The sequence below is a fragment of the Actinoallomurus vinaceus genome (assembly GCF_039542055.1).
GTDB lineage: Bacteria > Actinomycetota > Actinomycetes > Streptosporangiales > Streptosporangiaceae > Actinoallomurus > Actinoallomurus vinaceus.
In genome coordinates this window covers 660,748-678,146 of the sequence record NZ_BAABHK010000001.1, presented here as the reverse complement: position 1 = coordinate 678,146, position 17,399 = coordinate 660,748, and the positions used below count along the sequence as shown (strand labels likewise).

Below are 17,399 nucleotides of genomic sequence, written 5' to 3'. Positions count from 1 at the left end.
TGACCTTTCACCGGAGCAAACTGCATTCGGTTGCCAAAGATATACCGCCACAGTGGTCGATGACAATTCGAACCACAGATCCGAGTTTAGCACGCCCGTTACGCAGCGTTATCCCCAGCAATCGCTCCGGATCCCTGGGGTTACTGGCCGCTCCGGCGGTTCTCCGGGGTGCGTTCGCGACGGCGCTTACCGCCCATCTCTCGTCGCACCACCCAGAACACGCCTGCCAAGAACGCAGCTGCCACGGTGAGAGGCGGCGCGAGCGCCGCGAGGTCCTTCCACATCCAACCCACGCCTTCCGTTCCGGTCGGGTTTAACGGGACGCTCGCCCGGACTCAGTGCCCATGGGCGTGCATCCTCATGGTGAAATTGTCGCGCAGCGCGTCGCCGTGGCGACACCCACCCCTTTCCCAGCCGGGCGCCGGCGAACATCGGGCCCTGCAGGAGCAGCGGGATTCGGCGGCCCGATCGCGAGGCCCAAGGTCAACGAACAAGCCCACTGCCGGTGTTCCCGCAGCGTCCTGGGGTGGAGGCGGCGGAGCTGCGGCGATGAGACCGTGCCCGTAAACCCGGCCGTCCCTCCGTTTTCGCGATGCTCCCGGCATGGCGAATAACCGTGTCGAACCGGCTCTTAAGCCCCAGCACGGGACGGGAATGCGCCGTGCCGCCCTGCCGCGGAGTCCGGGATCCCCTGTGGCGAAGGGGCTCCGCGAATCCGCCCGGCCCCACGATCCGGCGATCGTAAGTCTCCGAGCATGGCAGGATCCAATGGGGTTGGGTCGGACGATCGAGACGACAGGCGACGACGTGATGTTCTACGCGGACCTTCATATCCATTCGAAGTACTCCCGCGCCTGCAGCAAGGACTGTGACCTTGAACACTTGGCCTGGTGGGCCGGGCGCAAAGGCGTATCGGTCGTGGGCACCGGGGATTTCACGCATCCGGCATGGATGGAGGAGCTCCGGCAGAACCTCGTTCCCGCCGAACCGGGCCTGTTCCGGCTGCGGCCCGAGCTCGAGCGACGGGTCGCTCGCACACTACCGCCCGCGTGCCGGGCTCCGGTGCGCTTTCTGCTCTCGGTCGAGATCTCCACGATCTACAAAAAGGGTGAACGTACACGGAAGGTACATCACCTTCTTTATGCCCCCTCGTTCGACGCGGCCGAGCGCATCACCTCCGCGCTGGCCAGGATCGGGAACCTCACCTCCGACGGGCGGCCCATCCTCGGCCTCGACTCCCGGCACCTCCTCGAGATCACGTTGCAGAGCGACCCCGGGTCGTACCTCATTCCCGCGCACGTGTGGACGCCGTGGTTCTCCGTCCTGGGGTCCAAATCCGGGTTCGACGCCGTCGCCGACTGTTACGACGATCTGGCCGACCACATCTTCGCGGTCGAGACGGGCCTTTCCTCCGACCCCCTCATGAACTGGCGGGTCGAATCGCTCGACCGGTACCGCCTCGTGAGCAACTCGGACGCCCACTCCCCGCCCGCGCTCGCCCGCGAGGCGTCGGCCTTCGACACGGACATGGACTACTACGCCCTGCGCGCCGCCCTGGAGACCGGCGAGGGATACGCCGGGAGCGTCGAGTTCTTCCCGGAGGAGGGCAAGTACCACCTCGACGGGCACCGCAAGTGCGGCGTGCGGCTGGAGCCGGAGGAGACCAAGGCACAGGACGGGCGCTGCCCCTCCTGCGGCCGGCCGCTGACCGTCGGCGTGCTGTACCGCGTCGACGAGCTCGCCGACCACCCGGAGGGAAGGCGGCCCGAGGGCGCGGCGAATTTCCGCAACCTCATCCCGCTGCCGGAGATCGTCAGCGAGATCCGCGGGGTCGGGCCGCGCTCGAAGTCCGTGCTGGGGCACATCGCCGAGCTCGTCGCGGCGCTCGGGCCGGAGCTCGCGATCCTCGACGAGGTGCCCCTCGACGACGTACGGCGGGCGGGCGGCGACCTCCTGGCCGAGGCCATCGCCCGGCTGCGGCGCGGAGAGGTCATCCGCGACGCCGGGTACGACGGCGAGTACGGCGTGATCCGGCTCTTCGAGCACGGCGAGCTCCGCCGGGAGGGCAAGCGCGCCGTCGGCCTCCTCGGCGCGCCCGACGACTCGGGCCTCTTCGACCTGCCCGAGACCCTCGACCTGCGCGAGACCCTCGCCGCGCCCACGCCGGCCGTACGGGAGCCGGGCCTGTTCGACGTGCCGGGCGCCGACGACCGTCCTCCGCCGTCCCAGAGCACCGCCCCGGAGCCGTCAGAGGCCGCGGAGACGCCCGACGAGGCCATGTCGGACGAAACACCTATCGAGGGGCAACAGGACATTCTGGAGGCCGTGGAGGCCGCCGAGGAAGGCGATGCCGCCGACGGCCCCTCGCCGGACGGGCACCGCGACGAATCAGCGCCGGACGAGCGGTCCACGGAGTCGGCGCCCGACGGGCGCTCCGGGAGGTCGGTGCTGGACGGTCTCGACCCCGACCAGCGCGCGGCGGCCGCGCATCCCGGCGGCCCGCTGCTGATCATCGCCGGGCCCGGCACCGGGAAGACCCGCACGCTCACCCACCGGATCGCCCACCTCGTCGGCGAGCGCGGCGTCCCGCCGGAGCACTGCCTGGCGATCACGTTCACCCGGCGGGCGGCCGAGGAGATGCGCGAGCGCCTCGACGCGCTCCTGCCCGGCCGCGCCGCCCGGCTCACCGTGACGACCTTCCACGGCCTCGGCGCGCTGATCCTTCGCGAGCAGCACGCGCGGGCCGGGCTCACCGACGGCTTCCGCATCGCCGACGAGACCGACCGGCTCGACGTCGCCCGGGAGATGAGCGGCTCGGACAAGGAGGCGCGGCGGCTCCTCGCCGGGTTCGACGGGCCGGGCGGCGGTCTGGAGGAGTCCGAGGCCCGCAGCGAGTTCGAGAAGCGGCTGCGCGAACGCGGCCTCGCCGACTTCACCGACCTGCTCCGCCTGCCCGTACGCCTCCTGGAGGAGGATCCGGAGCTGGCCGAGGCGTACCGCGACCGCTGGCCGTGGATCAGCGTCGACGAGTACCAGGACGTCGACGAGACGCAGTACGCCCTGCTGCGGCTGCTGACCCGGCCCGACGGCGGGCTGACCGCGATCGGCGACCCGGACCAGGCGATCTATTCCTTCCGTGGCGCGGACGTGGGTTTCTTCCTGCGTTTTCAGAACGACTTCACAGGCGCGACGACGGTGCAGCTCACCCGCAACTACCGCTCCGCGCCCGCGATCGTCGACGGGGCCGTACGCGCGATCGCCGCCACCAGCCTCGTCCCCGGCCGGACGCTCGTCCCGCAGCGTTCCGGCGACCGGCTCATCCAGGTGCACGAGACGGCGGACGCCCAGGCGGAGGCCGAGTACGTCACGGGCACGATCGACCGGTTGCTGGGCGGGGCGTCCTTCCACTCGATGGACTCCGGGCGCTCCGACGGCCACCACGCCGACCATCTGGACTTCTCCGACATCGCGGTGCTGTACCGGACCGACGCGCAGTCCGAGCCGGTGATGGAGGCGCTCACGCGCGCCGGCATGCCGTTCCAGAAGCGCTCACACGACCGGCTCCTCAAGCGGCCGGGCGTCCGGGAGCTCGCGCACGAGCTGCGCCACCACGGCGGGCCGCTGCGCGACCGGCTCCGCGCCGCCACCGGCGCGCTCATCGAGATCCACGACGAGGCCGTGCTGCGGTCCGCGGCCGAGCTGCTCACGCCGCTCGCCGTCCGCTGCGGCGACGACCTGGAGGCGTTCCTCGGCGAGCTGGCGCTCGGCGCCGAGGTCGACGCGTACGACCCGCGCGCCGACCGCATCGCGCTGCTGACGCTGCACGCGGCCAAGGGCCTGGAGTTCCCCGTCGTGTTCGTGGTCGGCTGTGAGGACGGCCTGCTGCCGCTGCGGCTGCCGGACAGCGACGAGGCGGAGGAGCGCCGGCTGTTCTTCGTGGGCATGACGCGGGCGCAGACGCACCTCTTCCTGTCGTCCACGCGGCGCCGGGAGCCGTCGCCGTTCCTGCGCTCGATCCCCGCCGAACTGGTGACCCGCCCGGAGGCCGCCCGCCGCCGATCCCGCGACCGTCAGCTACGGCTGATCTGAGCCCGGCTCCTCAGCGAGTTCCGGCCCCTCCGCGGGGCCGGGCTCGTCCAGGGCGCGCGGCCGTACGTCGATGACGAGAGTGCCGGCCGCGCGGTCGTGGAGCGCCTGGCGGTACGAGCCCTCGAACAGCAGGCCGTTCTCGGCCAGCCAGAAGATCGCGGCGAGGACGTTGAGGACCGGGACCGGGCGGGCGGCGGGCGGCAGCGCGTAGATCGCCGACCGGATCATCGCCTGCACGACGGTCGGCCGCTCCCCCGTCACGGAGATCACCCGCAGGCCCGTGAGACGCTTGCCGACCGTACGGCCCCAGATCGCCAGCTGCACCGCCTCGTACAGGAAGAAGACGACGGCGAAGGCGATGGGCGCCACGACGGTCTGCGCGGTCTCGCGGGGGAAGAGCTCGGCCGCGCCCGTACCGATGGGCACGCCGACGATCAGAGTGTCGATGATGCGGGCGACCAGACGCTGCGACGGCTCGGCCACCGCGTCGACGGCCTCCTCGGTCACTCGTCCGCGAACTCTCGGTCGTCGACCACCACGGTGGCCGCCAGCCGGTCGTGCAGCCCCTGGTGCAACGGCCGGTCCCAGATCGCCCAGAGGTACGCCATCACCGTGCCGACCCCGCAGCCGAAGAGGTACACGACGTTGTTGACCGCCGCCCGGGCCGCCGCGCGGGCGGGCGTCAGCGGCTCGCCGGTCTCGGTGAGCACCCGCAGCCGCAGCACCCGCTTGCCGAGCGTCTGCCCCCACAGCGCGAGCTGCACCGCCTCGTACGCGAACGGCAGGATCCCCAGGACGAGGATCCAGCCGACGACGGCCGTGCCCGACCAGATGCCGCCGCCGTTCTTGACGTGGTTGCCCGGCTCGTTGAGGCCCACTGCCGCGATCATGAACGGCAGGATCAGCGCGAACCCCACCACCCCGAGCAGCCCCGCGTCGATCAGCCGCGCGCCGGCCCGCCGGGCGATCGGAGCGAGGATCAGCTCCGCCTGCGGCTCCTGCTCGCCGTACGACCCGTGGTGATCGCCGCCGTACGACCCGTGCTCCGCGTACTCCGCCGACCGGCCGTACGGCGGATATGGCTCGCTCATTCCCTACCTTCCAGGTGCAGCAGCATCCGGGTGTTGCCCAGGGTGTTCGGCTTGACCCGCTCGAGGTCGAGGAACTCCGCGACGCCGTCGTCGTAGCTGCGCAGCAGCTCCTCGTACACCTCCGGCGAGACCGGTGTGCCCTTGAGCGCCCGGAACCCGTGCCGGGCGAAGAACTCCACCTCGAACGTCAGGCAGAACACGCGGCGCACACCGAGCTCGCGCGCGGTCTCGAGGAGCCGCGCGACGATCCGGTGCCCCACCCCACGCCCGTGCCGGGACGGATCGACGGCCACCGAACGAACCTCGGCGAGATCCTCCCACATGACGTGCAACGCCCCGCAGCCCACGACGTCACCGCTCTCCCGGTCCTCCGCGACCCAGAACTCCTGGACGTCCTCGTAGAGGGTGACGGTGGGCTTCTCCAGCAGCCGACCCGGCCCGGAGTACAGGTCGATCAGCCGCCGGATCGCCCGGACGTCGGTCACGCGGGCACGGCGGATCGCTATCTCCACAAACAGGGGACACTAGCCGGAACGCCGGGCTGCCTCGTCACCGATCAGATGAGCTGCCTCCGTGCCGCCCACACGACGGCCTCGATTGGGGTACTCACATCTAGGCGGTCACAGATCGATCGCAGCCTCCTCCGCAAGGTGCGCGCGCTGAGCTCGAGTCTCCGCGCCGCCACATCTGCGGTGACACCTGTGGCGATCTGCGCGAGCAAGCGGAGCTCGTCCTCGCTCAGACGCGGATCGTCGGTGCCACGGCGTGTGAGTGTGGCCTGTTCCACTCCGTCCTCCCTCGTCCCGGGTGATGGCTGCGGGGATGCGGCGACCGCCGCATGGGCACGGGTAGGCCGGAGCGCGCTTGACCGGAGTCGGCCGCCCGTCCGCATGAGGATGCGCGAGGCGGGAACTCCGGGTAACGATTCATACGTTGGAGAGTTGAGCGGGAACGTCGCCTCGGGTGCCAAGCCGCTGGCACGAGGAAACGTCCCGGCATTGATGCCGGGACCGATTTCGGCGTGTCCGGGTGGGGTCATGTGTGCGCCCTCGCCCCCATCCTTTCGCGCAGCGATCCGGCAAAGATCGTGAATCGTTTCAAGCTACGCTCCGTTCCGGAACGCTAAGCGGCCGTCTGCGGGGCGTCAAGGGTTCGCATGTTACGACGCGTAGACACTCATATCCGTTCCGCTACATAACACATCGGCCACAGTTGTTCACCCTTGTCGACCTGCGAAAACCGCACTCACCGGGAAGGTGGAAGCGTTGACGCGCATCAGCATCCGAGATGTGGCGATACATGCGGGAGTCTCGGTGGGCACGGTTTCGAATGTCCTAAATCGGCCAAATCTGGTGGCCGAAGCGACCCGGCAACGCGTTCAGGCCGCCATCGGCGAGCTCGGCTTCGTCCGCAACGAGACCGCACGACAGCTCCGGCAGGGGCAGAGCCACGTCCTCGGCGTGGTCGTCCCGAGCATGGCCAACCCGTACTTCAGCGATGTCGGCCGGGCCGCCGAGGCGGCGATGAACGCCGAGGGGTTCGACGCCCTCTGGTGTACCAGCGACGGCTCTCTCACGAAGGAACAGCGCTGCCTGGACTTCCTGGAGGAGCAGAACGTCTCCGGCCTGCTGATCAGCCCGCTGGACCTCGGTGCGGACCGCGTCGCCGAACTGCACGGGCGCGGGCTCGCCGTCGTGCTGCTCGACCGGACCGCCGCGGACGTCTGCTCGGTGGCGGTCGACCACCGCACGGGCGGAGCGCTGGCAGCCCGCCACCTGCTCGGCCGGCGCCACCGCCGGCTCGTGTTCGTCACCGGCCCGCTGTCGGTCGGGCCGGTCCGCGAGCGCCACGACGGCGCCGTACGCGCCGCCAGGGACGCGGGACTGGACGAGCACGCGCTGACGACGCTCGAGCAGCCGGAGATGACGGCGGCGGACGGGCGCGCGGCGGCGCGGCGGCTGCTCGATCTGGACCCCCTGCCGACCGGGGTCTTCTGCGGCAACGACCTGCTCGCGATCGGACTGATCAACGAACTCGTACGGGCGGGCGTGAAGGTGCCCACGGAGATCAGCGTGGTCGGCTACGACGACATCGACCTCGCCGCGACGGCCGTCGTGCCGCTGACGACCGTACGCCAGCCGCGCGAGGAGCTCGGCCGGACCGCGACCGAGCTCGCGCTCGCGGAGACCGGCGACTCGGAGCAGCACGAGCACCGGCAGGTCGTCCTGTCCCCCGAGCTCATCCTCCGCGAGTCCGCCTGACGCGCCCAAGGGGCTACCTGAGCCAGGGCTATCGGGCGTAGTCCGGGTAGCCGTAGCCGACGACGTCTGAAATATCCCGAATGCGAACTTTGACGGTGTCGTCGGTGTTGCCCTCGACGGTCTGGATAGTGCCGTCTTGGTTGTCCTTGATGACCAGACCGGTGTGCTCGATGCCGCCAATGCTCTTGTCTCCGGAGAAGGAGAAGAAAACGACCGCGCCGGGCTTGGCAACGCCGCCCCAGCGGCCCTGCTGCTCGAACCACCTGGCGTGCGACGGCGTGTACGCGTCGACACCGATCCCCGGAACACCGGCCTGAGCACCGACCCAGGAGACGAACATGTCGCACCAAGCGGCGTTCGCGTAGTCGCTGACCGACCCGCCGTACTGTTGCGCGCCCAGCAAAGCGGCAGAGGTGGACATGAACCACTGGTTGAACTTGGTCCCGCCGACGGCGTTCTCCGTGACGCCGACTTGGGAAAGGGCGATCTTCAGTACGTCCGCGGCGGAGGGCAGGTGCTTTGGCAGACGCCTCTTCGCGGGCGGGGGTTTCGGGAGGTACTTCGCCGGCTTGGCCGGAACGGGAATGTGCGCGGGGTGGCCCGGCGCCGCCGCGCGATAAAAGATGAGCCTGGTCGGATCGTCAGACGTCGGGCCGACGGAGACCAACGCGATCGTGGTGGCGCCGACGGCGACTCCGGAGAGGGCGCCGATGACGAACCTGCGCTTGAACGTAGCTGCAGGCGTTGTGTGTCGTGGTGACACGGGGTACTCCTTCGCCTCCACTCCGCCCGGTCGACTGACGGGATCGGACGTGAAAGCTGCCCTGCGAGCAATGAGGTGACGTGCCGATTCGCCCCAGTGGTGCGATGGGACACTCGGCTCCGCGATGACGCGGGCTCAGCGGGACCCGCGTTTGCGGACGACTTGAACAAAGGATCCAGGGAAAGTGTCTGCGCGGCCTCGTGGTCGGGCCGGCGGCCTTGGTCGGATCAGGTGACGTGCTCCGGCTGGGTCCTCCTCTTGGCGCGCATGCGCCCAGTACAGCGGCCCTGATTACGCCACTGACCTGCAAAAACGTAACAAAGAATGCTTCACTACATCAAATTTATGTGATGTAAATCACACCGATGGAACCTTGCGGGCACGCGCCCAGTCCCCAAAACGAACACGGGGATCTCCGCGCCGACGGCGCGGAGATCCCCGGTCGGTGATGCGGACTCAGGCCGTGGCGGCGGCGACCGTGGCGGCCTCGGGGTGGCCGATGGCCAGGCCGGTGCCAACGTCGAAGAAGTGCAGGCGGCTGGTGTCGACCGACAGCTCGATGTCCTGCCCGGGACGCACGTGCGAGCGGGCGTTGACGCGGGCGGTCCACAGCGCCTTGTTCTCGGCCAGCGGGATCGCGGCGTCGTCCTCGTCGGCGTCGTGGGCGAGGTCGGCGGTGTCCTTGTGCTCGACCGGCGGAGCGTCGATCGTGAAGATCACGTTGATCTCGCTGCCGAGCTCCTCGGTGACGTCCGCGTGCGCCTGGATGGTCGGCCAGTCGCTGCCGTTGTGCCCGGCGTCCTCGAAGTCGGACGGCCGGATGCCCAGGATGATCTCCTTGCCGAAGTAGTCGTCGAGGCCGGAGCGGGCCTCCAGGACCGAGTCCGGGACGGGCAGCTTGAAGCCGGCGAAGGCGACGTGGGCGCCGCCGTCGCGGACGAGCTCGGCGGTCACGAAGTTCATCGCCGGGGAACCGATGAACCCGGCGACGAACAGGTTGACCGGGTTGTCGAAGAGGTTCTGCGGGGTGTCGACCTGCTGGAGCTTGCCCTCGCGCAGCACGCAGACCCGGTCGCCGAGGGTCATGGCCTCGATCTGGTCGTGCGTGACGTACACCGTGGTGACGCCGAGACGGTCGTGCAGCTGGTTGAGGGAGGCGCGCATCGACACGCGGAGCTTGGCGTCCAGGTTCGACAGCGGCTCGTCCATCAGGAACGCCTGCGGCTCACGGACGATCGCGCGGCCCATCGCGACACGCTGCCGCTGACCACCGGACAGGGCGGCCGGCTTGCGCTTGAGGAACTGCTCGAGGCCGAGCATCTTGGCGGCGTCGTTGACCCGCTTCTTGATCTCCGGCTTCGGCGTGCCGCGCAGCTGGAGGCCGAACGCGAGGTTCTGCTCGACCGTCATGTGCGGGTACAGCGCGTAGTTCTGGAAGACCATCGCGATGTCGCGGTCCTTGGGGGCCAGGTTGTTGACCACCCGGTCGCCGATCGAGATCTCACCGCCGGTGATGTCCTCCAGGCCCGCGATCATCCGCAGGGCGGTCGACTTGCCGCACCCGGACGGGCCTACGAGGACCATGAACTCCCCGTCCTGGATCTCCAGGTTGAGGTCGTCCACCGCCTTCACTTCGTTCGTGTAGGCCTTGACCACATGGCTCAGGGTGATCTTCGCCATAAGGGAACCCTCCGGATGCTCGACCGCTAAAAGTGTCCACAACCATAACCAGTGTTCGCATATATGAACAAGACTTGAACCGGACTAAGCTGTCCTCTGGCTCCGGCGTGATCGCCGGAGCCGCGCGGGAGCGCAGGCCGGGTGCTCTGGAGGGGCTGAATGGACGCGACCGAGCCGGCCGCGCCGGGCGTCAAGTCCGCGACGCGGACCGTCGCGCTGCTCGACTTCTTCGCCCGCCAGGGCGGGATGTACAGCCTGACCGAGATCCAGCAGGAACTCGGCTACCCGAAGAGCAGCCTGTACGCCCTGCTGCGCACCCTCGTCCAGCTGGGCTGGGTGGAGACCGACCCCACGGGCACGCTGTACCGCATCGGCATGCGCGCACTGCTCGTCGGCGCGTCGTACATCGACGGCGACCCCGTCGTCGGCATGGCCCACGAGGTCCTCGACTGGCTCGCGGAGGCCACCGGGGAAACGGTGCACTTCGGCCGCCTCGACGACTACGACGTCGTCTACCTGTCCTCCCGGCCGTCGCGGCACAACCTGCGGCCCGTCATCCGCGTCGGCCGGCGCGTGCCCGCGCACAGCACCTCGCTGGGCAAGTCCCTGCTGGCCGACCGCCCCGACCCCGTGCTCCGCGCCGAGCTCGAACGCCAGACCGAGCACACCATCACCGACCACGACGCGCTCCGCGCCGAGCTCCGGCGCGTCCGCGAGCGCGGCCACGCCATCGACCGCGAGGAGAACACCCCGGGCGTCTGCTGCGTCGGGGTCGCCCTGCGACTCCAGCGCCCGGCCCGCGACGCGATCAGCGTGTCCGTCCCCGCCATCCGGCTCGATGACGCCCGCGAACGCGAGATCTCCGCGCTCCTCCTCCAGGCCCGCGAACGCATCGAGTACGCCGCGTACCACCTGATCCACCCCTGACCGGGTCTTCCGGCGGCCCGCATACGTATACCTACGTACTCGGTTCAGGTAGTCGTCCGGGTATTTTTCCCACTTCGCGGGCGCAGATCGCACGGCATGCTGATGAATGAGAACGACTACATGCCCAGTGAAGGAAGGGAAGGTTCCGCGATGTGCCAGCACCAGCCGACGTGCCCGACGGCGGACGCTCCCGATCACGACGCGGCCCGCCTCGTCTCCTACCACCCCGAGCAGGGGTGGGGACTGCTCTGCAACGGCGTCATCGTCTTCGAGGACACCGGCGAGCTGCTCCCCGACGGTCGTAGCGTCCCGATCCACCAGGAGATCGCTTACGCCGCCTAAAGCCAACAACCATCCTCGCCTGCGGATCAGAGGAAAACGGCCGGAGACGGCCGCATGAGGCCCTAGCCGGGCCGCCCCCCACCCCCACCCCCCACACCCCCCGGGACCCCCCGGTCCCCCGGTTGGACGCCGGGGTCGACATGCCCACCGTGTCGGCCCCGGCGTTCACGTCTCAGTCCCTCCGCGCCCGGCGACGGGCGTACGCGATCGTCAGCACCGCCACGAGCGGCCCCCACGCCAGCAGCGGCGCGTAACAGACGTCCATGATCACGCCGGCCGTACCGTGCGGGAAGTCGGGATTGTCCAGCGGACCGTGCGACGTCAGGGTGACCGCCGCGCACAGCCCCATCACCGCGACGGCACCGACCGACGCCGGCACGATCGCGACCAGTGGCGGAATCCGACGCCCGCCCAGCCACGGCACCCACCCCGGCACGACCTCGCCCCACGGCCGTACCAACCCCAGCGTGAGGAACGCGGCGGCCTGCGAGGCCACCGACAGGAGCAGGACGTACGCCAGGATCGCGGTCCCCGTGTACATGTGCCCGAGCCGGCCGGTGAAGCCGACGTCGACGCCAACACCGAGCGCGAGCCGCCAGATCGACGACGGGACCGTGCACAGCACCGTCGCCCACGCGGCGATGACCGCCCAGCGGGACACATCGCCCCCACGCCGAGCCTGAGCGGACTCGGGACGTGCGACGTCGACGGTGGTAATCGGGACGGGCCGGGCGACCACGGTGATCGGACCTCCAAATGCGGGCTGCGCTGACCTCTCAACGATCACGCGCGGCGCGCCCGGCCGGACCCCTCGCGGCGGTGAGGCACCTCCCCCTCACGGGGGAGATTCCCGCGAGGAGAGATGCCCGCGCCGCATGTCACCGACCGCCGATGGACCGCTCAGCGCCGCCGGCTCAGCGCGCCCGAGACGATCGCACGTAACACCCGCCCGCTCCCCCGAGCACCCGAATTAACGTGCTCGCGCGCGCCCGCGCAGCGGTGAGGCGACGAGGACGGCGAACGGGAACGCGAAAAGGCCGGCGGCGAGGCCGAGCGCCGCCCGTACGCCGATCCAGGTGGCGATCAGGCCGAAGATCAGGGTGAACAGCGGCCGGATGCCCCATGACAGCCACCGGGTCGTGGCGTTCATCCGGCCGAGCAGGTCCGGCGGGCAGATGAGCTGCCGGTAGCTGAGGTTGGCGTTGACGTAGGCGAACTCTCCGGCCAGGGCCACGAAGTATCCGACGGTGACCACGATCTGACCGGTCAGCCCCGGTCCGACGAGCACGGTCGGCACCAGGTCCAGTACGTACATCGGCGTGGTGGCCAGCATCAGCAACGGGAGGCCGAGCCGCCTGGCGAGCGGTTCGGTGCACAGTCCGCCCAGCACGCCGCCGACGGCGGCGACCCCCTGGCACAGACCGGCGACGACCATCGGCCAGTGCAGGTCGCGGACGACGTACAGCACCCACAGCGACCACGAGGCGCCGATCCCTGCCGAGACCATCGTGTTCGCCAGGACGACGGGTCGCATCAGCCGGTCGTGGAACACGTAGCGGAGACCTTCGCCGATCTCCGCCCGCATCCGGGTGCCACGCCGTTCCGGAGACGGTTCCCGCGCGGCGATCAGTTTCAGGGACGCCGCGCTCATCAGTGAGGAGACCGCGTCGACCCCGATCGTCCCGGCGGCTCCCAGCGCGGCGACCAGCCAGCCGGCCGTGCTCTGCCCGACCACCGTCGCGAACGCGTAAGAGGCGCCCAGCTTCCCGTTGCCGTCGATGAGCTGCCGCGCCGGCAGCAGCGACGGCAGATAACTCTGATACGCGGGATCGAAGAGGGCAGCGAGTAAGGCGACGATGAACGCGACCACGATCAACTGCCCCAGGGTGAGGGCACCGCACACGACGGCGACCGGAACGGATCCCAGGACCAGTCCTTGGAAGAGGCTGCACCACACCATCAGCGGTCGGCGCCGGAAACGGTCGGCCAGCGCGCCTGCGGGCAGCCCGGCGAGCACGTACGGCACGAATCCCATGGCCGACAGCAGGCTCACCTGGAACGCCGACGCGTGCAGCACGGACAGCGCGACCAGGGGGACCGCCAGCTGGCTGACCTGCGTGCCCGTCATATTGATCGTCTGGCCGCCCCACAGCAGCATGAAGTCCCGGTGACGCCACAATTCCGAGGTTGTTTTAGCGGCAGACATCAAGAGACTGAGCGAAGCACGGGAATGCAGATGAATAATCACCGGCGAGGTGCATGCAAGGCATGATATCCGACATCATCGATCATGGGTCAACCACTTGACATGCCGTGACCTGCGGTGTTGAGTGATCGAGAGCCCAATCCATGGTCGCACACGAAGGGAGGGGCGTTACGCATGAAGAAAATAGCCGTGCAAAAGCCAGAGATAAAACAACTGGCCAGCAAGGCGGCCACGGCGCACGGCAGCGCGTAATTTACTGAAAGCCTCGGCGACTGCCGAGCCGTGGCCGATAAGGCCCGGCAGTCGCCAGACACCGATACCGTAGATGGAGCTTGAGGTGTCGCCTCGTCATCGCGTCATGACCGCGCCCCCGAGATGGGATCGAGAAAGCCTCGTCGATTCCCTGGGCCTGCCGAAACTCTTAACGCCGGTGATCGACGCGCATGCCGCCCTCCGCGGCCCCTACACCGCGGGCGGCGCGATCATCAGGGCGGTCGCTCCCACGGCCCTCGCCATCGCACCGGACCTGGTCGAGCGACACGACCTGGAGATCCGCACCGTCGCGCCGGAACTTCGCGCCACGATTCCGATCGGGCGGGAGACGCTTTTCCATCAGATCCCGGATGCAGAACGCACCCGCGTCCACTCTCGCCTCCGGACGGCGCGGATCGCCCACGGACTCACCGACTTTCTGCATGAGTACCTCAGGCGGCTGAATACGGGATCCGCCGCTCTGGTCCTGGAGAACGTCGACCAGGCCGACGCGACGGACCGCGAATTGATCGCGATACTCCTGCGGCGATTCGATCCGTCGCTACTGTCCCTGCTCCTGTGCACCAGGACCTCGACCGATGACTGGCCACAGGCCGAGGCCATCGAAGGGAACACCGACGCCGCGCCGACCGAAGCCGAGGATTCAGCCGATCTCGCTGCACGCGTTGTGGCCGCCGACGGCACATGCGACGACCCGCAGGCGCTCCGGGCCTACGAACAACTCGAAGCAAGCGAGCGAGCGCGGCTGCACGACGCCCGCGCGGACGAACTCGCCGTCGGAGACTGGTCGTGGCGTCTCGGCGCCCTCCCGTACCACCGCGAACGCGGCACCGACCCCGACGCCGCCGTCACCGCGCTCGCCACCGCGCAGGATCACTGTTTCGCCCTGGCCTTCCACGAGGCGTGCGTCGACCTCGGCCGACGTGGGCGGGCACGAACCGAACCCGGGAGCGGCAGCCGGTGGCGGTTCACCCGGCAGATGGCGCTGTCCCTCGCGCTGCTCGGCCAGGGCGAACAGAGCGAGGCGCTCTACGACGAGGCGCGCGCCGCCTCCGCCGATCCGGCCGTGCACCGCGTCGCCGCCTACGAGACCGCGATGCTCTACACCCGCCACCACGACCCGAAACGACACGACCACATGCGGGCGATGGCATCGATCAACGCAGCGATCGCCGTCGCGTCACTGCTCCCCGACCCACAGGACCGGACCTTCTACGAGATCTTCTACCAGAACGGAAAAGCCCTGGTCGAACTCCGGCTGGGGAACCCCACGGAGGCGCTGCGGCTCGTCGACGCGGGCATCCTGCGAATGGATCGCGAGCTGCCACCGGACCGGCATCTCCTCGATCGGTGCACCCTGCTGTCCAACCGGGCGCGTCTGCTGGCCATGCTCGGCGATACCGAGGAGGCCCTGCGCGCGTACGACGCGCTGCTCGCCGTCGACCCGGACTACGCCGAATACCACTTCGACCGCGCCAATCTGCTGCACGTGACGGGACAGGACGAGGCGGCGCTGGCCGCGTACGACATCGCGATCCGTCTCGGCCCGCCTTTCCCCGAGATGCACTTCAACCGCGCCGTCCTCCGTCAGGCAAGCGACGACGCCTCTGGAGCATTGCGTGATCTAGACCGGGTTCTCGAACTCGACCCCGGATACGTCGACGCGTACGTGAACCGGGCCGGACTGCGAGCCATGATCGGCGACGATGACGGCGCGGCCGATGACGTACGGACCGGGCTCTCCGCGGATCCCGGCAACCCGCACCTGACCTGTGTACGCGGCCAGCTGGCGGCCGCCGCCGACGATGTCGAACAGGCCCGCCGCGACTTCGACACGGCACTCGCCACGGACCCCGGACTCGTCGCGGCGCTCGCCGGCCGTGCGGCGCTGGCCGAGGCGAACGGCGACCCGATAGCCGCGGTACGGGACCTCACGCGCGCCCTGGCTGTCGGCGAAGACGCAGCACTGCTGTACAACCGCGCCGTCGCACACCGATCCGCCGGACAACTAGCCGAGGCCCGCGCCGACATCGCGCACGCGCTAACGCTCGCTCCGAACGATCCGGACATCGTGCAGCTGCGGATCGAACTCGAGTCCGTCGATTGAAGGCGTCAAGATGATCAGATGACCGACATCGCGATTCGTCCCGCCCGGCCTGAGGATCTCGAAGTTGTCGCTGAGCTGCGTTGGCGGTGGGTGGAAGAGCTCCACGGCACGTCCGGAACCCCGCTGGAGGAATTCGTCCCGCGCTTCGTGGCCTGGGCAAAAGAGAACCGGTCATCTCATCGGTGCCTGGTCATGGCCCGCGGCGACGTGATCATCGGCATGGCATTCCTGGCGATCGTTCAGCGCGTCCCCCACCCCCGCACGTTCGAGCGAGCCTCGGGTGACGTGCAATGCGTGTACGTGGTGCCGGAGGAGCGCAACGGCGGACTGGGAGGCCGGCTGATCGACGCGGTCCTGGCACTCGGACGCGACCTTGGACTCGAGCGCGTGACCGTCCACTCCAGCGACGAGGCGATCTCGGCCTACACCCGCCATGAGTTCACATCGTCGCCGCGCCTGCTCCAGGCAGACATCAGGCAGAGCGCCGGGTGACCTCGGGCGGGGCGGCAGCCCCGCCCGTTCGTTGAGCATGGTCAGGACTTGCTGGGCTCGTACGGGGTCTGCAGGGCCTCGATGAGCGTCGGGACCATGCCGTCGTCGAGTTCGACGACGAGAAGCTCGTCCTCGCCGAACCGTACGGAAGTGATCTCCTCGTCCGCGTGCCGGACAACTCGCAGCGGCGTGTTCTCGGGCACGTGGGCGCACGTGGACACGTACACGCCTTCGACCTTCATCAGCATCGGTGACCTCCTGTGATCAGACTTGTCCATCTGCCTGACGATGCTGTCACCGGATGATTACGCTGCGGAATGAGTACAGCTCGTACCCCTGAGCACTCCCCCCGCGTGTACAAGGAGCCCGTACCGATGGCGAACTCCTCCGGCTTCGTCTCCTACTTCGGCACCGAACTACGCCGCCACCGCGAACGCCTGGGCTGGCAGCGCGAACAACTCGCCGACAGCGTCCCCTGGTCGGTATGGACGGTCGCCTCCGTGGAGCAGGGCCGCCGCAAGCCCCCGCCCGGCTTCGGCGAGCACGCCGACGCCCTGTTCAATCTCCCCGGCGTCATGACCGAACTCGCCAAGAAGGCCCAGGACGACAGCACCGCCTTCCGTGACCTGGTGGAGCTAGAAGAGCGGGTAGTCGCAATCTCCGAGTACGACATGCGATTGGTGTCCGGCCTCCTGCAAACAAGGTCGTACGCCCGGGCACTCCACGAGGTACCGGGCAATGGCCTCTCACCGGAGGAGATCGGTCACTCGGTCGAGAGACGCATGAAGCGTCAAGAGATCTTCAGCCGTCAGCCCCCGCCGACGTTTCACGTCGTAATCGATGAAGCAGTGCTCTGCCGACGAATCGGCGACGCGACAGTGATGCGCGAGCAGCTCACCACGCTCGCCGCTCCCCGTCCGAACCTGACCCTCCAGGTGCTTCCGTTCTCTGCCGGCGCGCATGACGCCGTTGGCGGCCCGTTACTGCTACTCCGGCTGCCTGACGAACCAGATGTCGCGTACGCCGATGGCTGGGCTCAGGGCCAACTCATCGATACGCCGACCGAAGTGCTCCGCGCACAACGCTCGTTCGAGCAGCTCGCCGCCTTGGCATTGCCACCAGACTTGTCGGCAGAGATGATCCGGGCATACGCGGAGGAGGCGTAACA

At 69.0% G+C, this 17,399-nt stretch carries 16 protein-coding genes; 7 read left to right on the top strand and 9 right to left on the bottom strand.

From position 1 onward, the window contains the following. Positions 1 to 807: 807 nt before the first annotated feature. Positions 808 to 4,089 (top strand): UvrD-helicase domain-containing protein, encoded by a 3,282-nt coding sequence (locus ABEA24_RS02925; RefSeq protein ID WP_345429607.1) that lies wholly within the window; start codon positions 808 to 810, stop codon positions 4,087 to 4,089. Here ABEA24_RS02925 and ABEA24_RS02920 read toward each other — a convergent pair. Genes ABEA24_RS02920 through ABEA24_RS02905 form a run of 4 tightly spaced genes read right to left on the bottom strand, consistent with a single transcriptional unit; the run spans position 4,075 to position 5,967 of the window. Continuing rightward, the gene (locus ABEA24_RS02920; protein ID WP_345429031.1) at positions 4,075 to 4,596 is read right to left on the bottom strand and encodes an RDD family protein; all 522 of its coding nucleotides are present in this window, start codon (positions 4,594 to 4,596) and stop codon (positions 4,075 to 4,077) included. The genes ABEA24_RS02925 and ABEA24_RS02920 overlap by 15 nt on opposite strands. Then, positions 4,593 to 5,180: an RDD family protein gene (locus ABEA24_RS02915; RefSeq protein ID WP_345429030.1), complete on the bottom strand. Its 588-nt coding sequence runs from the start codon at positions 5,178 to 5,180 to the stop codon at positions 4,593 to 4,595. Before ABEA24_RS02915 ends, ABEA24_RS02920 begins: the two co-directional genes overlap by 4 nt. Further along, entirely contained in the window at positions 5,177 to 5,692 is a 516-nt protein-coding gene (locus tag ABEA24_RS02910; protein WP_425551131.1) for an amino-acid N-acetyltransferase, read from the bottom strand. The genes ABEA24_RS02915 and ABEA24_RS02910 overlap by 4 nt, the downstream gene beginning before the upstream one ends. Positions 5,693 to 5,736: 44 nt before the next feature. Next, positions 5,737 to 5,967 carry a helix-turn-helix domain-containing protein gene (locus ABEA24_RS02905; protein WP_345429029.1) on the bottom strand — a complete coding sequence of 77 codons (231 nt, stop codon included), beginning with the start codon at positions 5,965 to 5,967 and terminating at the stop codon, positions 5,737 to 5,739. Between the two features lie 469 nt (positions 5,968 to 6,436). On the opposite strand from ABEA24_RS02905, the gene ABEA24_RS02900 reads away from it, so the two are divergent. After that, entirely contained in the window at positions 6,437 to 7,441 is a 1,005-nt protein-coding gene (locus ABEA24_RS02900; RefSeq protein WP_345429028.1) for a LacI family DNA-binding transcriptional regulator, read from the top strand. A gap of 28 nt (positions 7,442 to 7,469) precedes the next feature. On the opposite strand, the gene ABEA24_RS02895 is transcribed toward ABEA24_RS02900, so the two are convergent. Both ABEA24_RS02895 and ABEA24_RS02890 read right to left on the bottom strand, forming a co-directional pair. Further along, positions 7,470 to 8,204, bottom strand: a complete 735-nt coding sequence (locus tag ABEA24_RS02895) for a CHAP domain-containing protein (protein ID WP_345429027.1) — start codon at positions 8,202 to 8,204, stop codon at positions 7,470 to 7,472. Positions 8,205 to 8,660: 456 nt separating this feature from the next. Then, entirely contained in the window at positions 8,661 to 9,884 is a 1,224-nt protein-coding gene (locus tag ABEA24_RS02890; RefSeq protein ID WP_345429026.1) for an ABC transporter ATP-binding protein, read from the bottom strand. A 159-nt stretch (positions 9,885 to 10,043) separates the two neighbouring features. Between ABEA24_RS02890 and ABEA24_RS02885 the strand changes: the two genes are divergently transcribed. Both ABEA24_RS02885 and ABEA24_RS02880 read left to right on the top strand, forming a co-directional pair. Then, positions 10,044 to 10,811: an IclR family transcriptional regulator gene (locus tag ABEA24_RS02885; protein ID WP_345429025.1), complete on the top strand. Its 768-nt coding sequence runs from the start codon at positions 10,044 to 10,046 to the stop codon at positions 10,809 to 10,811. A 150-nt stretch (positions 10,812 to 10,961) separates the two neighbouring features. Beyond that, on the top strand, positions 10,962 to 11,153 hold the full coding sequence (locus ABEA24_RS02880) for a DUF5999 family protein (protein ID WP_345429024.1): 192 nt from the start codon (positions 10,962 to 10,964) through the stop codon (positions 11,151 to 11,153). Positions 11,154 to 11,325: 172 nt separating this feature from the next. Here ABEA24_RS02880 and ABEA24_RS02875 read toward each other — a convergent pair whose 3' ends face one another. Both ABEA24_RS02875 and ABEA24_RS02870 read right to left on the bottom strand, forming a co-directional pair. Next, entirely contained in the window at positions 11,326 to 11,814 is a 489-nt protein-coding gene (locus ABEA24_RS02875; protein WP_345429023.1) for a hypothetical protein, read from the bottom strand. A gap of 309 nt (positions 11,815 to 12,123) precedes the next feature. Further along, positions 12,124 to 13,332: an MFS transporter gene (locus ABEA24_RS02870; RefSeq protein ID WP_345429022.1), complete on the bottom strand. Its 1,209-nt coding sequence runs from the start codon at positions 13,330 to 13,332 to the stop codon at positions 12,124 to 12,126. Between the two features lie 457 nt (positions 13,333 to 13,789). On the opposite strand from ABEA24_RS02870, the gene ABEA24_RS02865 reads away from it, so the two are divergent. Together ABEA24_RS02865 and ABEA24_RS02860 are read left to right on the top strand one after the other, a co-directional pair. Then, positions 13,790 to 15,739 (top strand): tetratricopeptide repeat protein, encoded by a 1,950-nt coding sequence (locus tag ABEA24_RS02865; RefSeq protein ID WP_345429021.1) that lies wholly within the window; start codon positions 13,790 to 13,792, stop codon positions 15,737 to 15,739. Positions 15,740 to 15,757: 18 nt separating this feature from the next. Next, positions 15,758 to 16,231 carry a GNAT family N-acetyltransferase gene (locus ABEA24_RS02860; RefSeq protein ID WP_345429020.1) on the top strand — a complete coding sequence of 158 codons (474 nt, stop codon included), beginning with the start codon at positions 15,758 to 15,760 and terminating at the stop codon, positions 16,229 to 16,231. A gap of 41 nt (positions 16,232 to 16,272) precedes the next feature. Here the strand turns inward: ABEA24_RS02860 and ABEA24_RS02855 are convergent, their stop codons facing one another. Continuing rightward, entirely contained in the window at positions 16,273 to 16,479 is a 207-nt protein-coding gene (locus ABEA24_RS02855; protein WP_345429019.1) for a hypothetical protein, read from the bottom strand. A 126-nt stretch (positions 16,480 to 16,605) separates the two neighbouring features. Here ABEA24_RS02855 and ABEA24_RS02850 point away from each other — a divergent pair, with 126 nt between their 5' ends. After that, complete coding sequence (locus ABEA24_RS02850; RefSeq protein ID WP_345429018.1) at positions 16,606 to 17,397, top strand: helix-turn-helix domain-containing protein; 792 nt, start codon at positions 16,606 to 16,608, stop codon at positions 17,395 to 17,397. The last annotated feature ends 2 nt before the right edge of the window (positions 17,398 to 17,399 follow it).